This is a genomic window from Ensifer sp. 22460, from assembly GCF_052044935.1.
In the GTDB taxonomy this organism is placed as follows: Bacteria; Pseudomonadota; Alphaproteobacteria; order Rhizobiales; family Rhizobiaceae; genus Ensifer.
This window is the reverse complement of sequence record NZ_JBQENZ010000008.1, coordinates 177,536-194,423: the sequence shown is the minus strand read 5'-3', so window position 1 is coordinate 194,423 and position 16,888 is coordinate 177,536. Positions and strand designations below refer to the sequence as shown.

The following is a 16,888-nucleotide window of genomic DNA, read 5'->3' as shown; positions in this document are numbered from 1 at the left end:
CCTGTCAACCGACTCGAATTGGCCGCCTGTTTTGCCGATTGCGCCTCGACATGGGCGTTAGCGTCATTACATAGGGGGCTTTCAACCGACATGCAAAAGCTGGCTTCCGATGAGTGAACTCAAGACCATCTCCATTCGTGGTGCGCGCGAGCACAATCTGAAAGGCATCGACCTCGATCTGCCGCGCAACAAGCTGATCGTGATGACCGGACTTTCCGGCTCCGGCAAGTCCTCGCTCGCCTTCGATACGATCTATGCCGAAGGGCAGCGCCGCTATGTCGAGAGCCTGTCGGCCTATGCGCGCCAGTTCCTCGAGATGATGCAGAAGCCGGATGTCGACCAGATCGACGGCCTGTCGCCGGCGATCTCGATCGAGCAGAAGACGACCTCGCGCAACCCGCGCTCGACGGTCGGCACGGTCACCGAAATCTACGACTATATGCGCCTGCTCTTCGCGCGTGTCGGCGTGCCCTATTCGCCGGCAACGGGCCTTCCGATCGAGAGCCAGACGGTTAGCCAGATGGTCGACCGCGTGCTGGAGTTCGGCGAAGGCACGCGCCTTTACATTCTTGCGCCGCTCGTTCGCGGCCGCAAGGGCGAATACAAGAAGGAACTCGCCGAGCTGATGAAGAAGGGCTTTCAGCGCGTCAAGGTCGACGGCACCTTCTACGAGATCGCCGAGGTTCCGGCGCTCGACAAGAAATACAAGCACGACATCGATGTGGTGGTCGACCGTGTCGTCGTCCGGCCGGACCTTGCCTCGCGCCTCGCCGACAGCCTGGAGACCTGCCTGACGCTGGCCGATGGGCTTGCCGTGGCCGAGTTTGCCGACAAGCCGCTGCCGCCGGAAGAAACGGCCGCCGGCGGCTCCGCCAACAAGTCGCTCAACGAGACTCATGAGCGCGTGCTGTTTTCGGAAAAATTCGCCTGCCCGGTCTCCGGCTTCACGATCTCCGAGATCGAGCCGCGCCTGTTCTCCTTCAACAACCCCTTCGGCGCCTGCCCGACCTGCGACGGCCTCGGCAGCCAGCAGAAGATCGACGTGGCGCTGATCGTTCCGGAGGAGCACCGGACGCTGCGCGACGGCGCGATTGCGCCCTGGGCCAAGTCCTCCTCGCCTTACTACAACCAGACGCTCGAAGCGCTCGGCAAGGCCTTCGGCTTCAAGCTCGGCAATCGCTGGAACGAACTGTCCTCCGCAGCGCAGAATGCGATCCTGCACGGAACGGAAGAGAAGATCGTCTTCCACTATGAGGACGGCGCTCGTTCCTACAACACCACCAAGAATTTCGAGGGCATCGTGCCCAATCTGGAGCGTCGCTGGAAGGAGACCGACAGCGCCTGGGCGCGCGAGGAAATCGAGCGCTACATGTCGGCGGCGCCCTGCCCGGCCTGCGCCGGCTTCCGGCTGAAGCCTGAGGCGCTTGCGGTCAAGATCGACAAGCTGCACATCGGCCAAGTCACCGAGATGTCGATCCGCATCGCGCGCGACTGGTTCGAAGCGCTGCCGGCGCATCTCAACACCAAGCAGAACGAAATCGCCGTCCGCATCCTCAAGGAAATCCGCGACCGTCTGCGTTTCCTCAACGATGTCGGCCTTGAATATCTCAGCCTGTCGCGAAACTCGGGAACGCTGTCGGGTGGCGAAAGCCAGCGCATCCGGCTCGCATCGCAGATCGGCTCCGGCCTGACGGGCGTGCTCTACGTGCTCGACGAGCCGTCGATCGGCCTGCACCAGCGCGACAATGCCCGCCTGCTCGACACGCTTCGCCATCTGCGTGACATTGGCAACACCGTGATCGTGGTCGAGCACGACGAGGACGCGATCCTGACCGCCGATTATGTCGTCGATATCGGCCCGGCTGCCGGCATCCATGGCGGCGAAGTCATCGCGCAAGGGGCGCCTGCCGACGTCATGGCCAACCCGAAATCGCTGACCGGAAAGTATCTCTCAGGCGAGCTTGCGGTTGCCGTGCCTGGAGAACGCCGCAAACCGAAGAAGAAAAAGGAAATCACCGTTGTCGGCGCGCGCGCCAACAACCTCAAGAACGTCACCGCCTCGATCCCGCTCGGCGTCTTTACGGCCGTGACCGGCGTCTCCGGCGGCGGCAAGTCGACCTTCCTGATCGAAACGCTCTACAAGTCCGCCGCCCGCCGCATCATGGGCGCGCGCGAGAACCCGGCCGAGCATGACCGTATCGATGGCTTCGAGCATATCGACAAGGTGATCGACATCGACCAGTCGCCGATCGGCCGCACGCCGCGTTCGAACCCGGCGACCTATACCGGCGCCTTCACGCCGATCCGCGACTGGTTCGCCGGTCTGCCGGAGGCAAAGACGCGCGGCTACCAGCCGGGCCGCTTCTCCTTCAACGTCAAGGGTGGCCGCTGCGAGGCCTGCCAGGGCGACGGCGTCATCAAGATCGAGATGCACTTCCTGCCGGATGTCTACGTCACTTGCGACGTCTGCCACGGCAAGCGCTACAACCGCGAAACGCTCGATGTGCACTTCAAGGGCAAGTCGATCGCCGACGTGCTCGACATGACGGTCGAGGAAGGCGTCGAGTTCTTTGCCGCCGTCCCGGCCGTGCGCGACAAGCTGGTGACGCTCAACCAGGTCGGCCTCGGCTACATCAAGGTGGGTCAGCAGGCAAACACGCTCTCGGGCGGCGAAGCCCAGCGCGTCAAGCTCGCCAAGGAACTGTCGAAGCGTTCCACCGGCCGTACGCTTTATATCCTCGACGAGCCGACGACCGGCTTGCATTTCCATGACGTAGCCAAGCTTCTTGAAGTTCTGCATGAGCTCGTCAACCAGGGCAATTCCGTCGTGGTCATCGAGCACAATCTCGAAGTCATCAAGACCGCAGACTGGGTCATCGACTTCGGTCCCGAGGGCGGCGATGGTGGCGGCGAGGTCATCGCCAAGGGCACGCCCGAAGAGGTGGTCAAGGAGAGGCGCTCCTATACCGGCCAGTTCCTGAAGGAGCTTCTCGATCGCCGGCCGATGAAAAAGGTCGAGGCGGCGGAGTGAACGCCTCGACGCCGATCGGCGATCGGAAGGAGTGATCGCGGCATGATGCGGCCTGCTCGTCTGGAAGATCTGGCCGCGGTGCAAAGCATGACGGAGGCGGCCTACGAGCCCTATCGGGCGCTGCTTGGCGGGCCGCCGCTCCCGGTCACCGAGGACTCTGCGCCTCGCATTCTTCGCGGCGAGGTTTGGCTTCGGGAGCAAGATGAAGTTGTCGCGGCGCTTGCCGTTTTCGAGCGGCACGCCGATCACCTGCTGATTTTCAGCATTGCCGTTGCCCCAGCCTGTCAGGGCCAGGGGCTCGGCATCGAATTGCTGAAATTCCTGGACGGCAAGGCGGCCGAGTGGGGCTTGCCGGAGGTGCGGCTCTATACCAATTCACGCATGGAGCGAAACATCGCCCTCTATCGCGCCTATGGATTTCAAGAAACGGGTCGCCGACCCAATCCCTATCGTCCAGGGTGGACACTCCTGGACATGGCGAAATCGATCAAAGACTGAAAAGCACGCGGTCAAGCGACGACCGTTGTTGAGGAGGATGGCATGGCAAAATCCGGAAAGATCCGCGTTGGTATCGGCGGCTGGACCTTCGAGCCCTGGGAGGGCACCTTCTATCCGAGCACGCTGGCAAAGAAGCGGCAGCTCGAATACGCCGGCAAGCAGCTTCGTGCGATCGAGGTGAACGGCACCTATTATTCGTCGCAGAAGCCCGAGACCTTCGCCAAATGGGCCTCCGAGGTGCCGGATGATTTCATCTTTTCGCTGAAGGCAAGCCGCTTCGTCACCAACCGCAAGGTTCTCTCGGAAGCCGGTGAATCCATGGAGCGATTCCTGACGCAGGGCTTGACCGAGCTTGGGCCTCATCTCGGACCGATCCTCTGGCAGTTCGCGCCGACGAAGAAGTTTGAACCTGACGACTTCGAGGGTTTTCTGAAACTATTGCCGGCAAAACAGGATGGGCTTTCGCTCCGCCATGTGGTCGAGGTCCGAAATCCCACCTTCCAGGTTCCGGAGTTTGTGGCGCTGCTGGAGAAATACGGCGTTGCCGTGGTGCTCGCCGAACATGCGGATTATCCGATGATCGCCGACGTTACCGCCGACTTCGTCTATCTGCGTCTGCAGAAGGGCAGCGACGATATCGAGACCTGCTATGCGGCCGACAAGCTCGACCTCTGGGCCGAGCGCGCCAAGAGCTTTGCCAGTGGCGACGAGCCGAGCGGGCTTGAGAAGAGCGCCCCGGACCGCAAGGCCAAGAAAGAGCCGCGCGATGTGTTTGCCTACTTCATCACCGAGGGCAAGGTGAATGCGCCGAATGGTGCCCGCGCGTTGCAGAAGCGCGTCGATTGAGTTCCAAGGCGGGATCAGTGCGTGCCGCTGATCCCGCTCACCCCTCACGAACCTGCCAGTCTTTGCACCTGCGCCAGTATCGTCGGCCGGGAGCGGGATGGTGTAGAGCACTATAGGTAGTGCCGATACTCCGTTCGCGACCCAAAAGGCGAGCCGCCTCAAGGCGTAAGGCGCGAATCACCACGGCCACCCCATATCGTTTTCCTGAGCGCAACCGAGGGTACCGTTGGGGACGGTTTTTATGCGGTTTTTTACCCGTCAATTTTTTGATTTGGTGCTGACCGTTGCGTTAGTCTCACAGGTAACCTCTGGAAGTGCCTGATTTTCATGGGGTTGGCCGATGTCCCCGTTTTCCACAGTCGGTCCACACAACATCTAGCGCTCAAACTTCCGTCACAAACCACCCCTTGACGCCCCCGGACGATTCACGGTTAATGGATTTCACGTTGCGACGGCGGCGGACCGGATTGTTTAGCGCCCGGTTCATCTCACCAAATCGTCGGTTCTGACAGGCGGCAGTCATGGATTTCACCATGCGGTCGCCGTGAGGATTTTTGTGCGATTTTTTGGGCCTGCTGGGGCAATATTTGGCTGGCAAAAAGATGCTGTTAACACTATATTTAGTGCTTGCAGCCAGCCTATATCACAAGATACAGGGTAACCCGGTTATGGGTTTCTCTCCAAGGACGGAAGCTGAGACTGGCTGCGGGATGACCCTCGCGGCCGGGCGGGGACAATTGCGCCTGTGGCGGGCGCTAGGCAACACGAAGGACCAGGGACAATGAAGATCGAACGTCGTTTCACCAAGGCCGGGCAATCCGCCTATGCGGAGATCGAATTCCGCAAGGCTACGAGTGAGATCAAGAACCCCGATGGTTCGATCGTCTTCCGCCTAGCCGATATCGACGTTCCGGCTCAGTTCAGTCAGGTCGCTGCCGACATCCTCGCCCAGAAGTATTTCCGCAAGGCCGGCGTGCCTGCCAAGCTGAAGCGCGTCGAGGAGAACGATGTCCCCTCCTTCCTCTGGCGCTCGGTTCCCGACACGGAAGCGCTGAAGGCGCTGCCGAAGGATGAACAATACGGCTCCGAAACCGATGCACGCCAGGTTTTCGATCGCCTGGCCGGCACCTGGGCCTATTGGGGCTGGAAGGGCGGTTACTTCGCCAGCGAAGAAGACGCCTCCGCCTTCCGTGACGAACTTGCCTATATGCTCGCCACTCAGCGCGTTGCGCCGAACTCGCCGCAATGGTTCAACACCGGCCTGCATTGGGCCTACGGCATCGATGGTCCCGGCCAGGGCCATTTCTATGTCGACCCCTTCACCGGCAAGCTGACCAAGTCCAAGTCGGCCTACGAACACCCGCAGCCGCACGCCTGCTTCATCCAGTCGGTTGCCGACGACCTCGTCAACGAGGGCGGCATCATGGATCTCTGGGTGCGTGAAGCGCGCCTGTTCAAGTATGGCTCGGGCACCGGCTCCAACTTCTCGCATCTGCGCAGCGAAGGCGAAAAGCTCTCGGGCGGCGGCAAGTCCTCGGGCCTGATGTCGTTCCTGAAGATCGGCGACCGCGCCGCCGGCGCCATCAAGTCGGGCGGCACCACCCGTCGCGCCGCCAAGATGGTCGTCGTCGACATCGACCATCCGGACATCGAGGAATACATCAACTGGAAGGTCAAGGAAGAGCAGAAGGTTGCCGCCCTCGTCACCGGTTCCAAGGTCGTCGCCAAACACCTGAAGGCGATCATGAAGGCCTGCGTCAACTGCGACGGCACCGACGACGCCTGCTACGACCCGAAGCAGAACCCGGCGCTGAAGCGCGAGATCCGCGCTGCCAAGCAGGCGCTGGTTCCGGAAAACTACGTCCAGCGCGTCATCCAGTTTGCCAAGCAGGGCTACAAGGACCTCGAGTTCAAGACCTACGACACCGACTGGGATTCGGAAGCCTATCTCACGGTTTCGGGCCAGAACTCCAACAACTCGGTCTCGATCAAGGACGACTTCCTGCGCGCCGTCGAAGCCGATGGCGACTGGCAGCTGACCGCCCGCAAGGACGGCCGCGTGATGAAGACGCTGAAGGCCCGTGACCTCTGGGAGTCGATCTCCTACGCCGCCTGGGCGTCCGCCGATCCGGGCCTGCACTTCAACACGACGATGAACGACTGGCACACGAGCCCGGCCGCCGGCCCGATCCGCGCGTCGAACCCGTGCTCGGAGTACATGTTCCTCGACGACACCGCCTGCAACCTCGCCTCGCTGAACCTGATGATGTTCAAGGATGCGGCGACCAAGCGCATCAACATCGCCGACTACGAGCACGCCGTCCGCCTGTGGACCGTCGTCCTTGAAGTCTCGGTCATGATGGCGCAGTTCCCGTCCCGCGAGATTGCCGAACTCTCCTACGAATACCGCACGCTCGGCCTCGGTTATGCCAACATCGGCGGCCTGCTGATGTCCTCGGGCATTCCCTATGACAGCGCCGAAGGCCGCGCCATCGCCGGCGCGCTGACGGCGATCATGACTGGTGTTTCCTACGCCACCTCGGCCGAAATGGCCGAGAAGCTGGGTCCGTTCCCGGGCTTTGCCCCGAACCGCGACAACATGCTGCGCGTCATCCGCAACCATCGCCGCGCCGCCTATGGCGAGACGACCGGCTACGAGGCGCTCTCGGTCAACCCGGTCGCCCTCATCCATGGCGACAATCCGGACCAGGACCTCGTCATCCACGCCATGAGCGCCTGGGACAAGGCGCTGGAACTCGGCGAAAAGCACGGCTACCGCAACGCCCAGGCAACCGTCATCGCGCCGACCGGCACGATCGGCCTCGTCATGGACTGCGATACGACCGGCATCGAGCCCGACTTCGCGCTGGTGAAATTCAAGAAGCTCGCCGGCGGCGGCTACTTCAAGATCATCAACCGTGCCGTACCGGAAGCGCTGCGCTCGCTCGGTTATAGCGAAAGCCAGATCGCCGAGATCGAGGCTTACGCCGTCGGCCATGGCAACCTGAACCAGGCGCCGGCAATCAACCCGTCAACGCTGAAGGCCAAGGGCTTCACCGACGAGAAGGTCGAAGCGGTCAACGCCGCGTTGAAGAGTGCCTTCGACATCAAGTTCGTCTTCAACCAGTGGACGCTGGGCGCCGACTTCCTCAAGGGCACGCTGAAGGTCACCGACGAGCAGCTCGGCGCGATGGACTTCAACCTGCTCGACCATATGGGCTTCTCGAAGAAGGACATCGAAGCAGCCAACATCCACGTTTGCGGCGCGATGACGCTTGAAGGCGCGCCGTTCCTGAAGAACGAGCACCTGCCGGTCTTCGATTGCGCTAACCCCTGCGGCAAGATCGGCAAGCGCTACCTCTCGGTCGAAAGCCACATCCGCATGATGGCGGCTGCCCAGCCGTTCATCTCGGGCGCCATCTCCAAGACGATCAACATGCCGAACGAGGCGACCGTCGAGGACTGCAAGAACGCCTACATGCTTTCCTGGAAGCTGGCGCTGAAGGCGAACGCCCTTTACCGCGATGGTTCCAAGCTGTCGCAGCCGCTGAACGCCTCGCTGATCGAGGACGACAAGGACGAGGATGCTCTGGAGGATCTGATCCAGGCGCCGGCCGCCGCCCAGGCCGTGACCATCACCGAAAAGATCGTCGAGCGCGTCATCGAAAAGGTGATCCGCGCCCGCGAAAAGCTGCCGAACCGCCGCCAGGGCTACACCCAGAAGGCCGTTGTCGGTGGTCACAAGGTGTATCTGCGCACCGGCGAATTCGGTGATGGCCGCCTCGGCGAGATCTTCATCGACATGCACAAGGAAGGCGCTGCCTTCCGTGCGATGATGAACAACTTCGCCATCGCCATCTCGCTCGGCCTGCAATATGGCGTGCCGCTCGAAGAATATGTGGAGGCCTTCACCTTCACCAAGTTCGAGCCGGCCGGCATGGTCCAGGGCAACGATGCGATCAAGAACGCGACGTCGATCCTCGACTACGTCTTCCGCGAACTCGCCGTCTCCTATCTCGGCCGCCACGACCTCGCCCATGTCGACACGTCCGATTTCAGCAACACGGCGCTCGGCAAGGGGATCCAGGAAGGCAAGACCAACCTGATTTCGACAGGCTGGACCCGTGGCTACAAGCCGACCATCGTCGGTGGCACGGCCGAACGCGCCGGCGAGCCGAAGGGCTCGGCAACGGCTGCTCCTGCCCGCGCCTCTTCTGGCGCAACCGTAACGGCGATCGCCGGCAACACGGTGCGCAAGATCGAGACGACAACCGCCATCGCGACCTCCGAAATCGTCGCCTTCAAGCGCGATTACGAAGAACGTGCGGCGGAATTGGCCGAAGAGATTGCCGAGGAAACGGCTGAGACGGTTACGGAAGTGACGGCTCTCTTCTCCGACAAGGCAGCCGCCGAAGCGGCATCGGCCAAGACGGACGCCAAAAAGGTGGAGGCCGAGCGCCGCGCCCGCTCGATCATGCAGGGCTACACCGGCAACATGTGCACCGAGTGCCAGAACTTCACGATGGTGCGCAACGGCACCTGCGAGAAGTGCGACACCTGCGGTGCGACGAGCGGCTGCAGCTAACCTGCTCCACCGAGATGGTGGTTGTGGTGACGTATCAATCAGTCACGCGGTTTTCATGGAACGCGTGACTGTCCCCCGACCAGAATTTTGCCCAGGGGCGTTTGAGCCGTGCCCCTGGGTTTTTTCGTGGATGGGACGTGACTCGGTCAGTCAGCGCGTCCTGTCGTGCTTGTGTGCAAAGCTGACGCCGCTGTTGCCGCTCCCAGGGCAGATACCGCTCTGCTGTCCTGCAGCACGATGCGCGATCATCCATATCGTCGGCTGCCGTTCACATCCTTGCCGATGATCTCCCGGATGATGGTCAGGGTCTCCCTCGCCGCCTCTTTGGGTGCAAGCGCGGTATCGGCGACGTTGCTGACCAGTTTCGTCATGTCGTGATCGATGTCCTTCTCCGCCCAACGCTTGCCTTTGGCGACGGTGATATAGACCGAGTAGGCGTGGTGCATGGTTCCGGGCCGCTCGCCGATGATGTGGAGAATTCCGCGGAAACTGTTGGGGTCGGCATCCTTAAAGAGCATCTCGCCGATCCTGTAGCCGGCCCGCACCCTGCCGCTGGTCACCAGGATGTTCTTGTCGCTCACCGTGACACCGGCGTCTCCAAGCAACCTTCGCATCTCTTCGAGGTAAGGCGCTAGATGCCCGTCATCCATGATGGCCTTGGCATTGAGACCGTCCGATATGACGATCTGACCTTTGGGCATGTCGGCCTTCCACGAAGCCCTTACCCGCTCAATCTCCTTGATGGAATCCGGGCTCAGCGTTTCACCGGTGGTCGGGTGCGCAATGTAGTCGTTTCGGTCCTTGGACAGGGTGCGAACCGGGACGACGCCGGGCACGGCAGCGATAAACTCCGGCGTAAGTTCGGCCCAAAGAGATTGTTTGGCGTCGTCATATAGACCCCTTACTTTCGTCGCGAGCGCAGGGTTGAGATCCCAGATCTTCTCTCCGTGGCCCGTCGCCAGGTCGACGCCTCTCGCTTCGACCTCCATCATCATCTGCCTGCCTTCGGCGTAGACAGTTTCCTTTGGCCGCTTGTCACCCTTGGCGAGGCGGTACTGATAGTAGACCCAGAGGGGATCCCCGTAGTTTGACGTGTAGCTGTTGTCGTTGCCGACGATCCCGATGCGTTTGTAGAAATCCCACATCGCATCGTTGACCTTGAAGCCAAATTTCTCCCGTACGCGCACGTGATCCTGAAACGCGGTCGTGAGATAGCTCAACATCGGGTCATTTTTGGTGGGCAGAGCAATTAGGTAGGCCGGATTGGCCGGCATGATCTGGTCCTGGCACCAATCCAGATCGTCCAGGCTGACAGTCATATGCAGGGTGGTGCAGATATCGAGGCCGATGGTCAGCCCATGGAGCTTGCCCATGACCATGTCTTCGAGGCAGCACCGTACGAGTTGTTCGCGACTCTTGAAGACCTCCGGCCCGATGAAGCCGGCAACATCGTTGACATGGAGCCATGCGCCCTTGGGCTGCACCTTCGCAAGCTCGATGCTGACCGCTCTGCTGAAGCCGTACTTTCGAGACTCAAGCACCATCATGTCGACGCCGTTTGCCACGCCGTTGGTGAATTCCGAGCCCTGCCCGGTCTCGAAGTAGAGGCCATATCTTTCCCCTGCCTTCGCGCTTGCATATTTCAGGATCTTCTCATTGGTGATGTCGAAGATCTTGTTGCAGTCATCCGTTCCCGCGAGGCTCTGGAACACCGTGGATACCGTTCCGGGGAAGCTCTCGTTCACCTCGGCCTGAACGTCGATGTGGGCGAGCACGCACCAGGGAATGACGTCAACCAGCTTGAAGGTATCGACGATATCCTTGAGGGCACGTTCCACCGTGACGACGCTGTTGACGGTACTGTCCACCGGGTTGGTGCCGATGACGATGTCGCCAGTCGCATAGGAGAATGCGTCGAAGACCTGCCACATGATGTCGTCGGGGTGGTCGGTTGGCGAATTCGGCTGAATACGCGCGCCCATATACCCCTTGGCCCCCAACTTGGTGCCGGGCATGACGTTGAAGATCTTTTGGCTGACGGAGATAAGCTCTTCGTTGCTCATCAGTTTCGGCACGCAACCGATCGTATCGCTGGTCAGCCCATTCATGATGCCTTTGATCTCTTCTTCCGATGCAGTCAGGAGAAACTCCTTCAGCTGGCCCATGGTCCAGTCTTTGACCTTTTCGTGCTGGGCCTGGTCCGTTGTCTGCCAGATCAGCCTTTGCAGATCGTCCTCAAGCAGCGGGCGCTGGTGAAGGTCTCCGATCTTCGTGCTTGCCAGAAGGGCCCGGGCGTTCGTTCGCGATGTGTCATTTTCCGCCACCACCCCGATCGTCTGATCTCCTTCCTTGAACGCGTTCGCACACCCCAGCACCTGCCGATAGGTCGTCTCGTCAAAACCGCCCTTGATCCTGCTGATATAGGCAAAGACGTCCTCGCCCTGCTTCACCTCATCGATCACAAGGGTGCCTCCGCCCGGTGCTGCCCGGGCAGCCTGGCTGTATGTGGCGAGCGTGGCCGCCGCAGTCCCTGCCACCAGCAGGAGATCTCGTCTGGACAGACCGTGCTGATCCGAGAACATGCCCTTGCTCATTGCCATTTCCTTTCTGCAAAAGGTCTCCGGGCATTTCGCCAAACGGCCCTGGTGAGGACGGCGATTTGAGGAGGCGCGCAGTTTGGGTGCGCAATACATTCTCCACTCCGGGCATGGGCCCGCTATTCCCATCGATCGATGCGGCACCGTTCCTTTGGCGGAAACGAAGCGGGGCCTCTCGACCGGACGGGCACGGCTGGGCCAGCTACTGCAGGCTCATGACGATGCGCCCGTCGATCTTGCCGGCCTCCATCCGGTGGAAGATCTCATTGATGTTCTCGAGGCTGTCCCATGAGAAATGCGGCGCGACCTTGCCTTCAGCGGCAAACTGCAGCGATTCCTCCAGATCCTGGCGGGTGCCGACGATCGATCCGCGCAGCGTTATGCGCTTGAGCACCGTTTCAAAGACCGGCACGGAGATCATCCCAGGGGGAAGGCCGACGAGCGCCATCGTGCCCCGCGATCGCAGGAATCCGAACGCCTGTTCCATTGCAGCAGGTGAAACCGCAGTTACGAGCGCCCCATGCACGCCGCCGGTCGCCTTGATTACCTGCTCTACGGCATCCTTCGCCTTGCCGTTGACTGTAATGTCGGCGCCTAGCTGCTTTGCAAGTGCCAGCTTGTCGTCGAAGATGTCCGCGGCGACGACATGCATGCCCATCGCCTTTGCGTACTGCACAGCCATGTGGCCAAGGCCACCGATGCCGGAGACGGCGACCCATTCGCCGGGCCGTACTTCCGTTTCCTTCAATCCCTTGTAAACGGTCACGCCGGCGCAAAGAACCGGCGCAGCAGGGCCGAAGTCCAGCCCGGTGGGCAGGCTGCCGACGAAGTCGGGATCCGCCAGTCCATACTCGGCAAATGTTCCGTCGACGGAATATCCGGTGTTCGACTGTGATGCGCAGAGTGTCTCCCAACCGGTACGGCAATGCGGGCAGTAACCACATGCGCTGTGAAGCCAGGGAACGCCGACCCTGTCCCCCTCTTTCACTCTCTTGACACCAGCACCCACTGCCGAGACATAGCCGACGCCCTCGTGTCCCGGAATAAACGGCGGGCTAGGCTTTACCGGCCAGTCTCCATTTGCTGCATGGAGGTCGGTGTGGCAGACGCCCGTTGCTTCATATTTGACGAGGATCTGCCCAGGTTGCGGCGTCGGCACCGCCACCTCCTCGATCACAAGGGGCGTGCGGAACTGCCGAACGACGGCGGCCTTCATCGTCTGGGCCATTGCTAATCCTCCTCCAAATCGCCGGGCCCACTGAGAGGCCCATTAAGGGAAGTGCGGAGCCGGCAGGCGCCCATGTCGGATACAGAAGAATTCCACATTCATCCGGGCGCCATGGACGTTCGCGGCCGGGATTCGGGCGTCATCTCATCGTTGACACGCACCGCCAGAATTTCAGCGAGGTTCGGGCGGTGCTTTCGTTACGCATCAGCGTAAACCCGCGAGCATAGTTCGACAATGGCTCCCCGCGCTTGGGGGCGTGACCTACTGTAACATACAGCGGCGCGCGTCGATGAAGACCCCGGGCGGCAATGGCGCGTCTGCCCGCTACTTCGAAGAAACGGTTTTGAAACGGATCGCCCGACGAACCGATCGAGCGCGTCGCTTCGCGCAATGATGTCCAACCAGGCGCGTCGTCTCAAGTGTATTGACATGCTCGGCACGTGTCGTGTTGACTGGATGTTATGGGGCCGTAGCTCAGTTGGGAGAGCGCCGCAATCGCACTGCGGAGGTCGAGGGTTCGACTCCCTTCGGCTCCACCAGAACACAACCGCGCGCGTCGAGAGCTAGTTAAATCCAATCGGGCTGTGCACGAGTGTTTGCGCTCGACTAGAAGCTGCAGCATGGGTTCTGCCAGCGCCAGCGCCCAACTCGAACATCTCCCCCACGAACAGGTTGTCGAACCGCCGCGATAGGTTTACCTTACGCCCGCTAATGACGGTACCAAGGTCCTTTTCGGAGTTGGATCGACATGCGCGTCAAAGATGTGATGACGACAAAGATCGTCAGGCTTTCGCCTGACAACAGCGTCAGACAGGCAGCCCGGATCATGTTCGACAGCCACGTCAGCGGCCTTCCGGTCGTTGACGATGAAGGCCGTCTCATTGGGCTGATCAGCGAGGGCGACTTGATCCGGCGGACGGAACTCGGTGGCGGCGGACCGCTGGCGGACGTGACGCTTGCGGCCGATGACAGGGCCCACGCCTATATACGCCGATCCTCCTGGAGGGTGGGCGACGCCATGACAGCCGATCCCGTTACCATCGACGAGGATGCGCCGCTCTCGCGGGTGGCGGCGCTGATGCAGGAACGTGGCATCAAGCGCCTTCCCGTTCTCAGGAACGGCGTTCTGGTCGGCATCGTCAGCCGCGCCGATCTGTTGCAGGCGGTTTTGTCGGCAAAGCAGGACGAGACGGCCGCGGGTGATGAAGCGATCCGGCGCAGCATTCTCGTGCGCCTCGGCGAGAACACCGGCCTCGAAGGTCTGGATGTGAAGGTCGCAGTGACCGATGGCATCGTTCATCTCTGGGGCAACGTGGAGACGGCCGAGTGCCGGAGGGCCGCACGGATCGTGGCCGAAAATGTCCGTGGCGTTCGGGGCGTGGTCGAGCACTTCTCGGAACCATATCCGCAATAGCGCCCCTTTTAATTGTGCCGCGACACGCAGGTGTTCGCGACACCGAGTTGGCAAGACGATCCCAGCCGCTGTCGTCCGAAGACAGGTGTTCCATCATTCTGCCCGTCGCCGGCAAACAGCAACGACCGTAGCGAATTCAAGAGACTGCAGTGGCTTGCACGACTGCAAGTCGGAGAAATCCAGGCAATGTCCTAATGATCGGGAGGTTCAGATGGTTTCGCCTGAAACGGTATCGATGAAAGAGACGGCATCCGGGAGCTCGCATTCAACAACGCCATTGTCGGCAGACGAACTCCGCCTGATGGACGCCTATTGGCGCGCCTCGAACTACCTTTCTGTCGGCCAGATCTATCTGCTCGACAATCCGCTCCTGCGCGAGCCGCTGAAACGCGAACACATCAAGCCGCGCCTGCTCGGCCACTGGGGCACGTCGCCCGGCCTCAACATGCTCTATGTGCATCTCAACCGCGTGATCAAGCGCGACGACCTCAACATGATCTATATCATCGGGCCGGGGCACGGCGGGCCGTCGCTGGTGGCGCATGCCTATCTCGAAGGGACCTACACCGAGTTCTATCCGAACATCGGTGAAGATGCCGAGGGCATGCAGCGGCTCTTCAAGCAGTTCAGCTTTCCAGGTGGCATCCCGAGCCATGTGGCGCCGGAAACGCCCGGCAGCATCCATGAGGGCGGCGAACTCGGTTACGCGTTGAGCCATGCCTACGGTGCCGCCTTCGATAACCCGGACCTCGTCGTCGCCTGCGTGGTCGGCGACGGTGAGGCCGAGACCGGGCCGCTTGCGACAGGCTGGCAGAGCAACAAGTTCCTGAACCCTGCCCGCGACGGCTGCGTGCTGCCGATCCTGCACCTGAACGGCTACAAGATTGCCAATCCGTGCTTCCTCGCCCGCATTCCGCGCGACGAGTTGCAGAAGTTCTTCGAGGGCATGGGCTACAAGCCCTACTTCGTCGAAGGGCATGATCCGGCAAGCGTGCATCAGCAACTCGCCGCTGTGCTGGATACGGCGATGGCCGAGATCCGGCAGATCTGGGACGATGCCCGCGTGAGGGGCAATCTGAAGCGGCCGGCATGGCCGATGATCGTCTTCCGCACGCCGAAGGGCTGGACCTGCCCCCCGGAGATCGATGGCAAGAAATGCGAGGGCTACTGGCGGGCGCATCAGGTGCCGATGGGCGAGATGGACAAGCCCGAGCACATCCGCATCCTCGAGCAATGGATGAAGAGCTATCGCCCCGAGGAGCTTTTCAGCGATCAAGGCCGGCTGAAGCCGGAGATCGCAGCACTTGCGCCAACGGGACATCGCCGCATGAGCGACAATCCGCACGCCAATGGCGGCCTGTTGCTGCGCGATCTGAAGATGCCGGCCTTCCGCGACTATGCCGTCGAGGTTCCCCGTCCCGGCGGGACCAATGTGGAAGCGGCCCGCGTCATGGGCAAGTTCCTGCGCGACGTGATGAAATCCAACATGGACGCCAGGAACTTCCGCCTGTTCAGTCCGGATGAAAACAACTCGAACCGCTGGCAGGACGTGCTGGAGGTCACCAATCGCTGCTACATGGCCGAAATCTATCCGGAGGACGACCACCTCTCACCGGACGGCCGCATCATGGAGGTGCTCAGCGAACACCAGTGCCAGGGCTGGCTCGAAGGCTATCTGCTGACCGGCCGCCACGGCTTCTTCTCCTGCTACGAAGCCTTCATCCACATCATCGATTCGATGTTCAACCAGCATGCCAAGTGGCTGAAAGTCTGCAACGAAATTCCCTGGCGCCGGCCCGTCGGGTCGCTGAACTACTTCCTGAGTTCCCATGTCTGGCGGCAGGACCACAACGGCTTCAGCCATCAGGATCCCGGCTTCATCGATCACGTCGTCAACAAGAAGGCTGACGTCATCCGCGTCTACCTGCCGCCGGATGCCAACACGCTGCTGTCTGTCACCGACCATTGCCTGCGCAGCCGCAACTACATCAACGTCGTCGTGGCCGGAAAGCAACCCGGGCCGCAATGGCTGACAATGGAACAGGCGGTGCGCCATTGCAGCATGGGCGTCAGCATCTGGGATTGGGCGAGCAACGATGCCGACAGCGAACCGGATGTCGTCATGGCCTGCTGCGGCGACGTTCCGACGCTCGAAACGCTGGCCGCGGTGCAATTGCTGCGCGAGCATCTTCCGGAAGTGAAGGTGCGGGTCGTCAATGTCGTCAACCTGATGAAACTGCAACCGGCGGAGGAGCACCCCCACGGCCTCACGGACCGTGACTTCGATGGTATCTTCACCAGGGACAAGCCGATCATCTTCGCCTTCCACGGCTATCCGTGGCTGATCCATCGCCTCACCTACCGCCGCACCAACCACGGCAACCTGCATGTTCGTGGCTACAAGGAGGAAGGTACGACGACGACGCCGTTCGACATGGTGGTGCTCAACGAGCTCGATCGGTTCCATCTCGCCGGCGATGTCATCGACCGCCTGCCCCAGCTCGGGGCGCGCGCCGCCTATTTCAAGCAGGCAATTCAAGCCAAGCTGATCGAGCATCGCGAATATATCGAGAAGCATGGTGACGACATGCCGTCGATCAGCGGTTGGAAATGGGGCGTTCCGGGTGCGCAACAGGCGAAGCCCAGGACGTCGACTGAGGGTGACAATGTGTAGCCCGCAATGAAGGAT

The 16,888-nt window shown here is 61.3% G+C and carries 8 protein-coding genes and 1 tRNA gene; 7 read left to right on the top strand and 2 right to left on the bottom strand.

Annotation, left to right across the window (positions count from 1 at the left end; genetic code table 11):
* Positions 1–109 precede the first annotated feature (109 nt).
* The 4 genes from uvrA to ACTJKM_RS12635 all read left to right on the top strand — a co-directional run bounded on the left by uvrA (position 110) and on the right by ACTJKM_RS12635 (position 8,960).
* Positions 110–3,031, top strand: a complete 2,922-nt coding sequence (uvrA, locus tag ACTJKM_RS12650; RefSeq protein WP_058324168.1) for an excinuclease ABC subunit UvrA — start codon at positions 110–112, stop codon at positions 3,029–3,031.
* Between the two features lie 45 nt (positions 3,032–3,076).
* The gene (locus ACTJKM_RS12645) at positions 3,077–3,529 is read left to right on the top strand and encodes a GNAT family N-acetyltransferase (RefSeq protein ID WP_082641124.1); all 453 of its coding nucleotides are present in this window, start codon (positions 3,077–3,079) and stop codon (positions 3,527–3,529) included.
* A gap of 42 nt (positions 3,530–3,571) precedes the next feature.
* Positions 3,572–4,375, top strand: a complete 804-nt coding sequence (locus tag ACTJKM_RS12640; RefSeq protein ID WP_058324166.1) for a DUF72 domain-containing protein — start codon at positions 3,572–3,574, stop codon at positions 4,373–4,375.
* A gap of 781 nt (positions 4,376–5,156) precedes the next feature.
* Positions 5,157–8,960 (top strand): vitamin B12-dependent ribonucleotide reductase, encoded by a 3,804-nt coding sequence (locus ACTJKM_RS12635; protein WP_058328220.1) that lies wholly within the window; start codon positions 5,157–5,159, stop codon positions 8,958–8,960.
* 245 nt (positions 8,961–9,205) lie between these two features.
* Here the strand turns inward: ACTJKM_RS12635 and ACTJKM_RS12630 are convergent, their stop codons facing one another.
* Positions 9,206–11,554: an ethanolamine ammonia-lyase gene (locus ACTJKM_RS12630; protein WP_440660458.1), complete on the bottom strand. Its 2,349-nt coding sequence runs from the start codon at positions 11,552–11,554 to the stop codon at positions 9,206–9,208.
* A gap of 205 nt (positions 11,555–11,759) precedes the next feature.
* Positions 11,760–12,785: an alcohol dehydrogenase AdhP gene (gene adhP, locus ACTJKM_RS12625; RefSeq protein ID WP_058328222.1), complete on the bottom strand. Its 1,026-nt coding sequence runs from the start codon at positions 12,783–12,785 to the stop codon at positions 11,760–11,762.
* Between the two features lie 463 nt (positions 12,786–13,248).
* Between adhP and ACTJKM_RS12620 the strand changes: the two genes are divergently transcribed.
* The 3 genes from ACTJKM_RS12620 to ACTJKM_RS12610 all read left to right on the top strand — a co-directional run bounded on the left by ACTJKM_RS12620 (position 13,249) and on the right by ACTJKM_RS12610 (position 16,873).
* Positions 13,249–13,324, top strand: a tRNA-Ala gene (locus tag ACTJKM_RS12620).
* A gap of 209 nt (positions 13,325–13,533) precedes the next feature.
* A complete protein-coding gene (locus ACTJKM_RS12615) occupies positions 13,534–14,199 on the top strand; it encodes a CBS domain-containing protein (protein WP_058328223.1) in 666 nt (221 codons plus the stop codon).
* A gap of 211 nt (positions 14,200–14,410) precedes the next feature.
* Positions 14,411–16,873 carry a phosphoketolase family protein gene (locus tag ACTJKM_RS12610; RefSeq protein WP_082663605.1) on the top strand — a complete coding sequence of 821 codons (2,463 nt, stop codon included), beginning with the start codon at positions 14,411–14,413 and terminating at the stop codon, positions 16,871–16,873.
* Positions 16,874–16,888 lie beyond the last annotated feature (15 nt).

Coding starts and splice junctions, on each gene's coding strand:
- uvrA (WP_058324168.1), top strand. CDS start 110: ATGAGTGAACTCAAGACCATCTCCATTCGTGGTGCGCGCGAGCACAAT.
- ACTJKM_RS12645 (WP_082641124.1), top strand. CDS start 3,077: ATGCGGCCTGCTCGTCTGGAAGATCTGGCCGCGGTGCAAAGCATGACG.
- ACTJKM_RS12640 (WP_058324166.1), top strand. CDS start 3,572: ATGGCAAAATCCGGAAAGATCCGCGTTGGTATCGGCGGCTGGACCTTC.
- ACTJKM_RS12635 (WP_058328220.1), top strand. CDS start 5,157: ATGAAGATCGAACGTCGTTTCACCAAGGCCGGGCAATCCGCCTATGCG.
- ACTJKM_RS12630 (WP_440660458.1), bottom strand. CDS start 11,554: ATGAGCAAGGGCATGTTCTCGGATCAGCACGGTCTGTCCAGACGAGAT.
- adhP (WP_058328222.1), bottom strand. CDS start 12,785: ATGGCCCAGACGATGAAGGCCGCCGTCGTTCGGCAGTTCCGCACGCCC.
- ACTJKM_RS12615 (WP_058328223.1), top strand. CDS start 13,534: ATGCGCGTCAAAGATGTGATGACGACAAAGATCGTCAGGCTTTCGCCT.
- ACTJKM_RS12610 (WP_082663605.1), top strand. CDS start 14,411: ATGGTTTCGCCTGAAACGGTATCGATGAAAGAGACGGCATCCGGGAGC.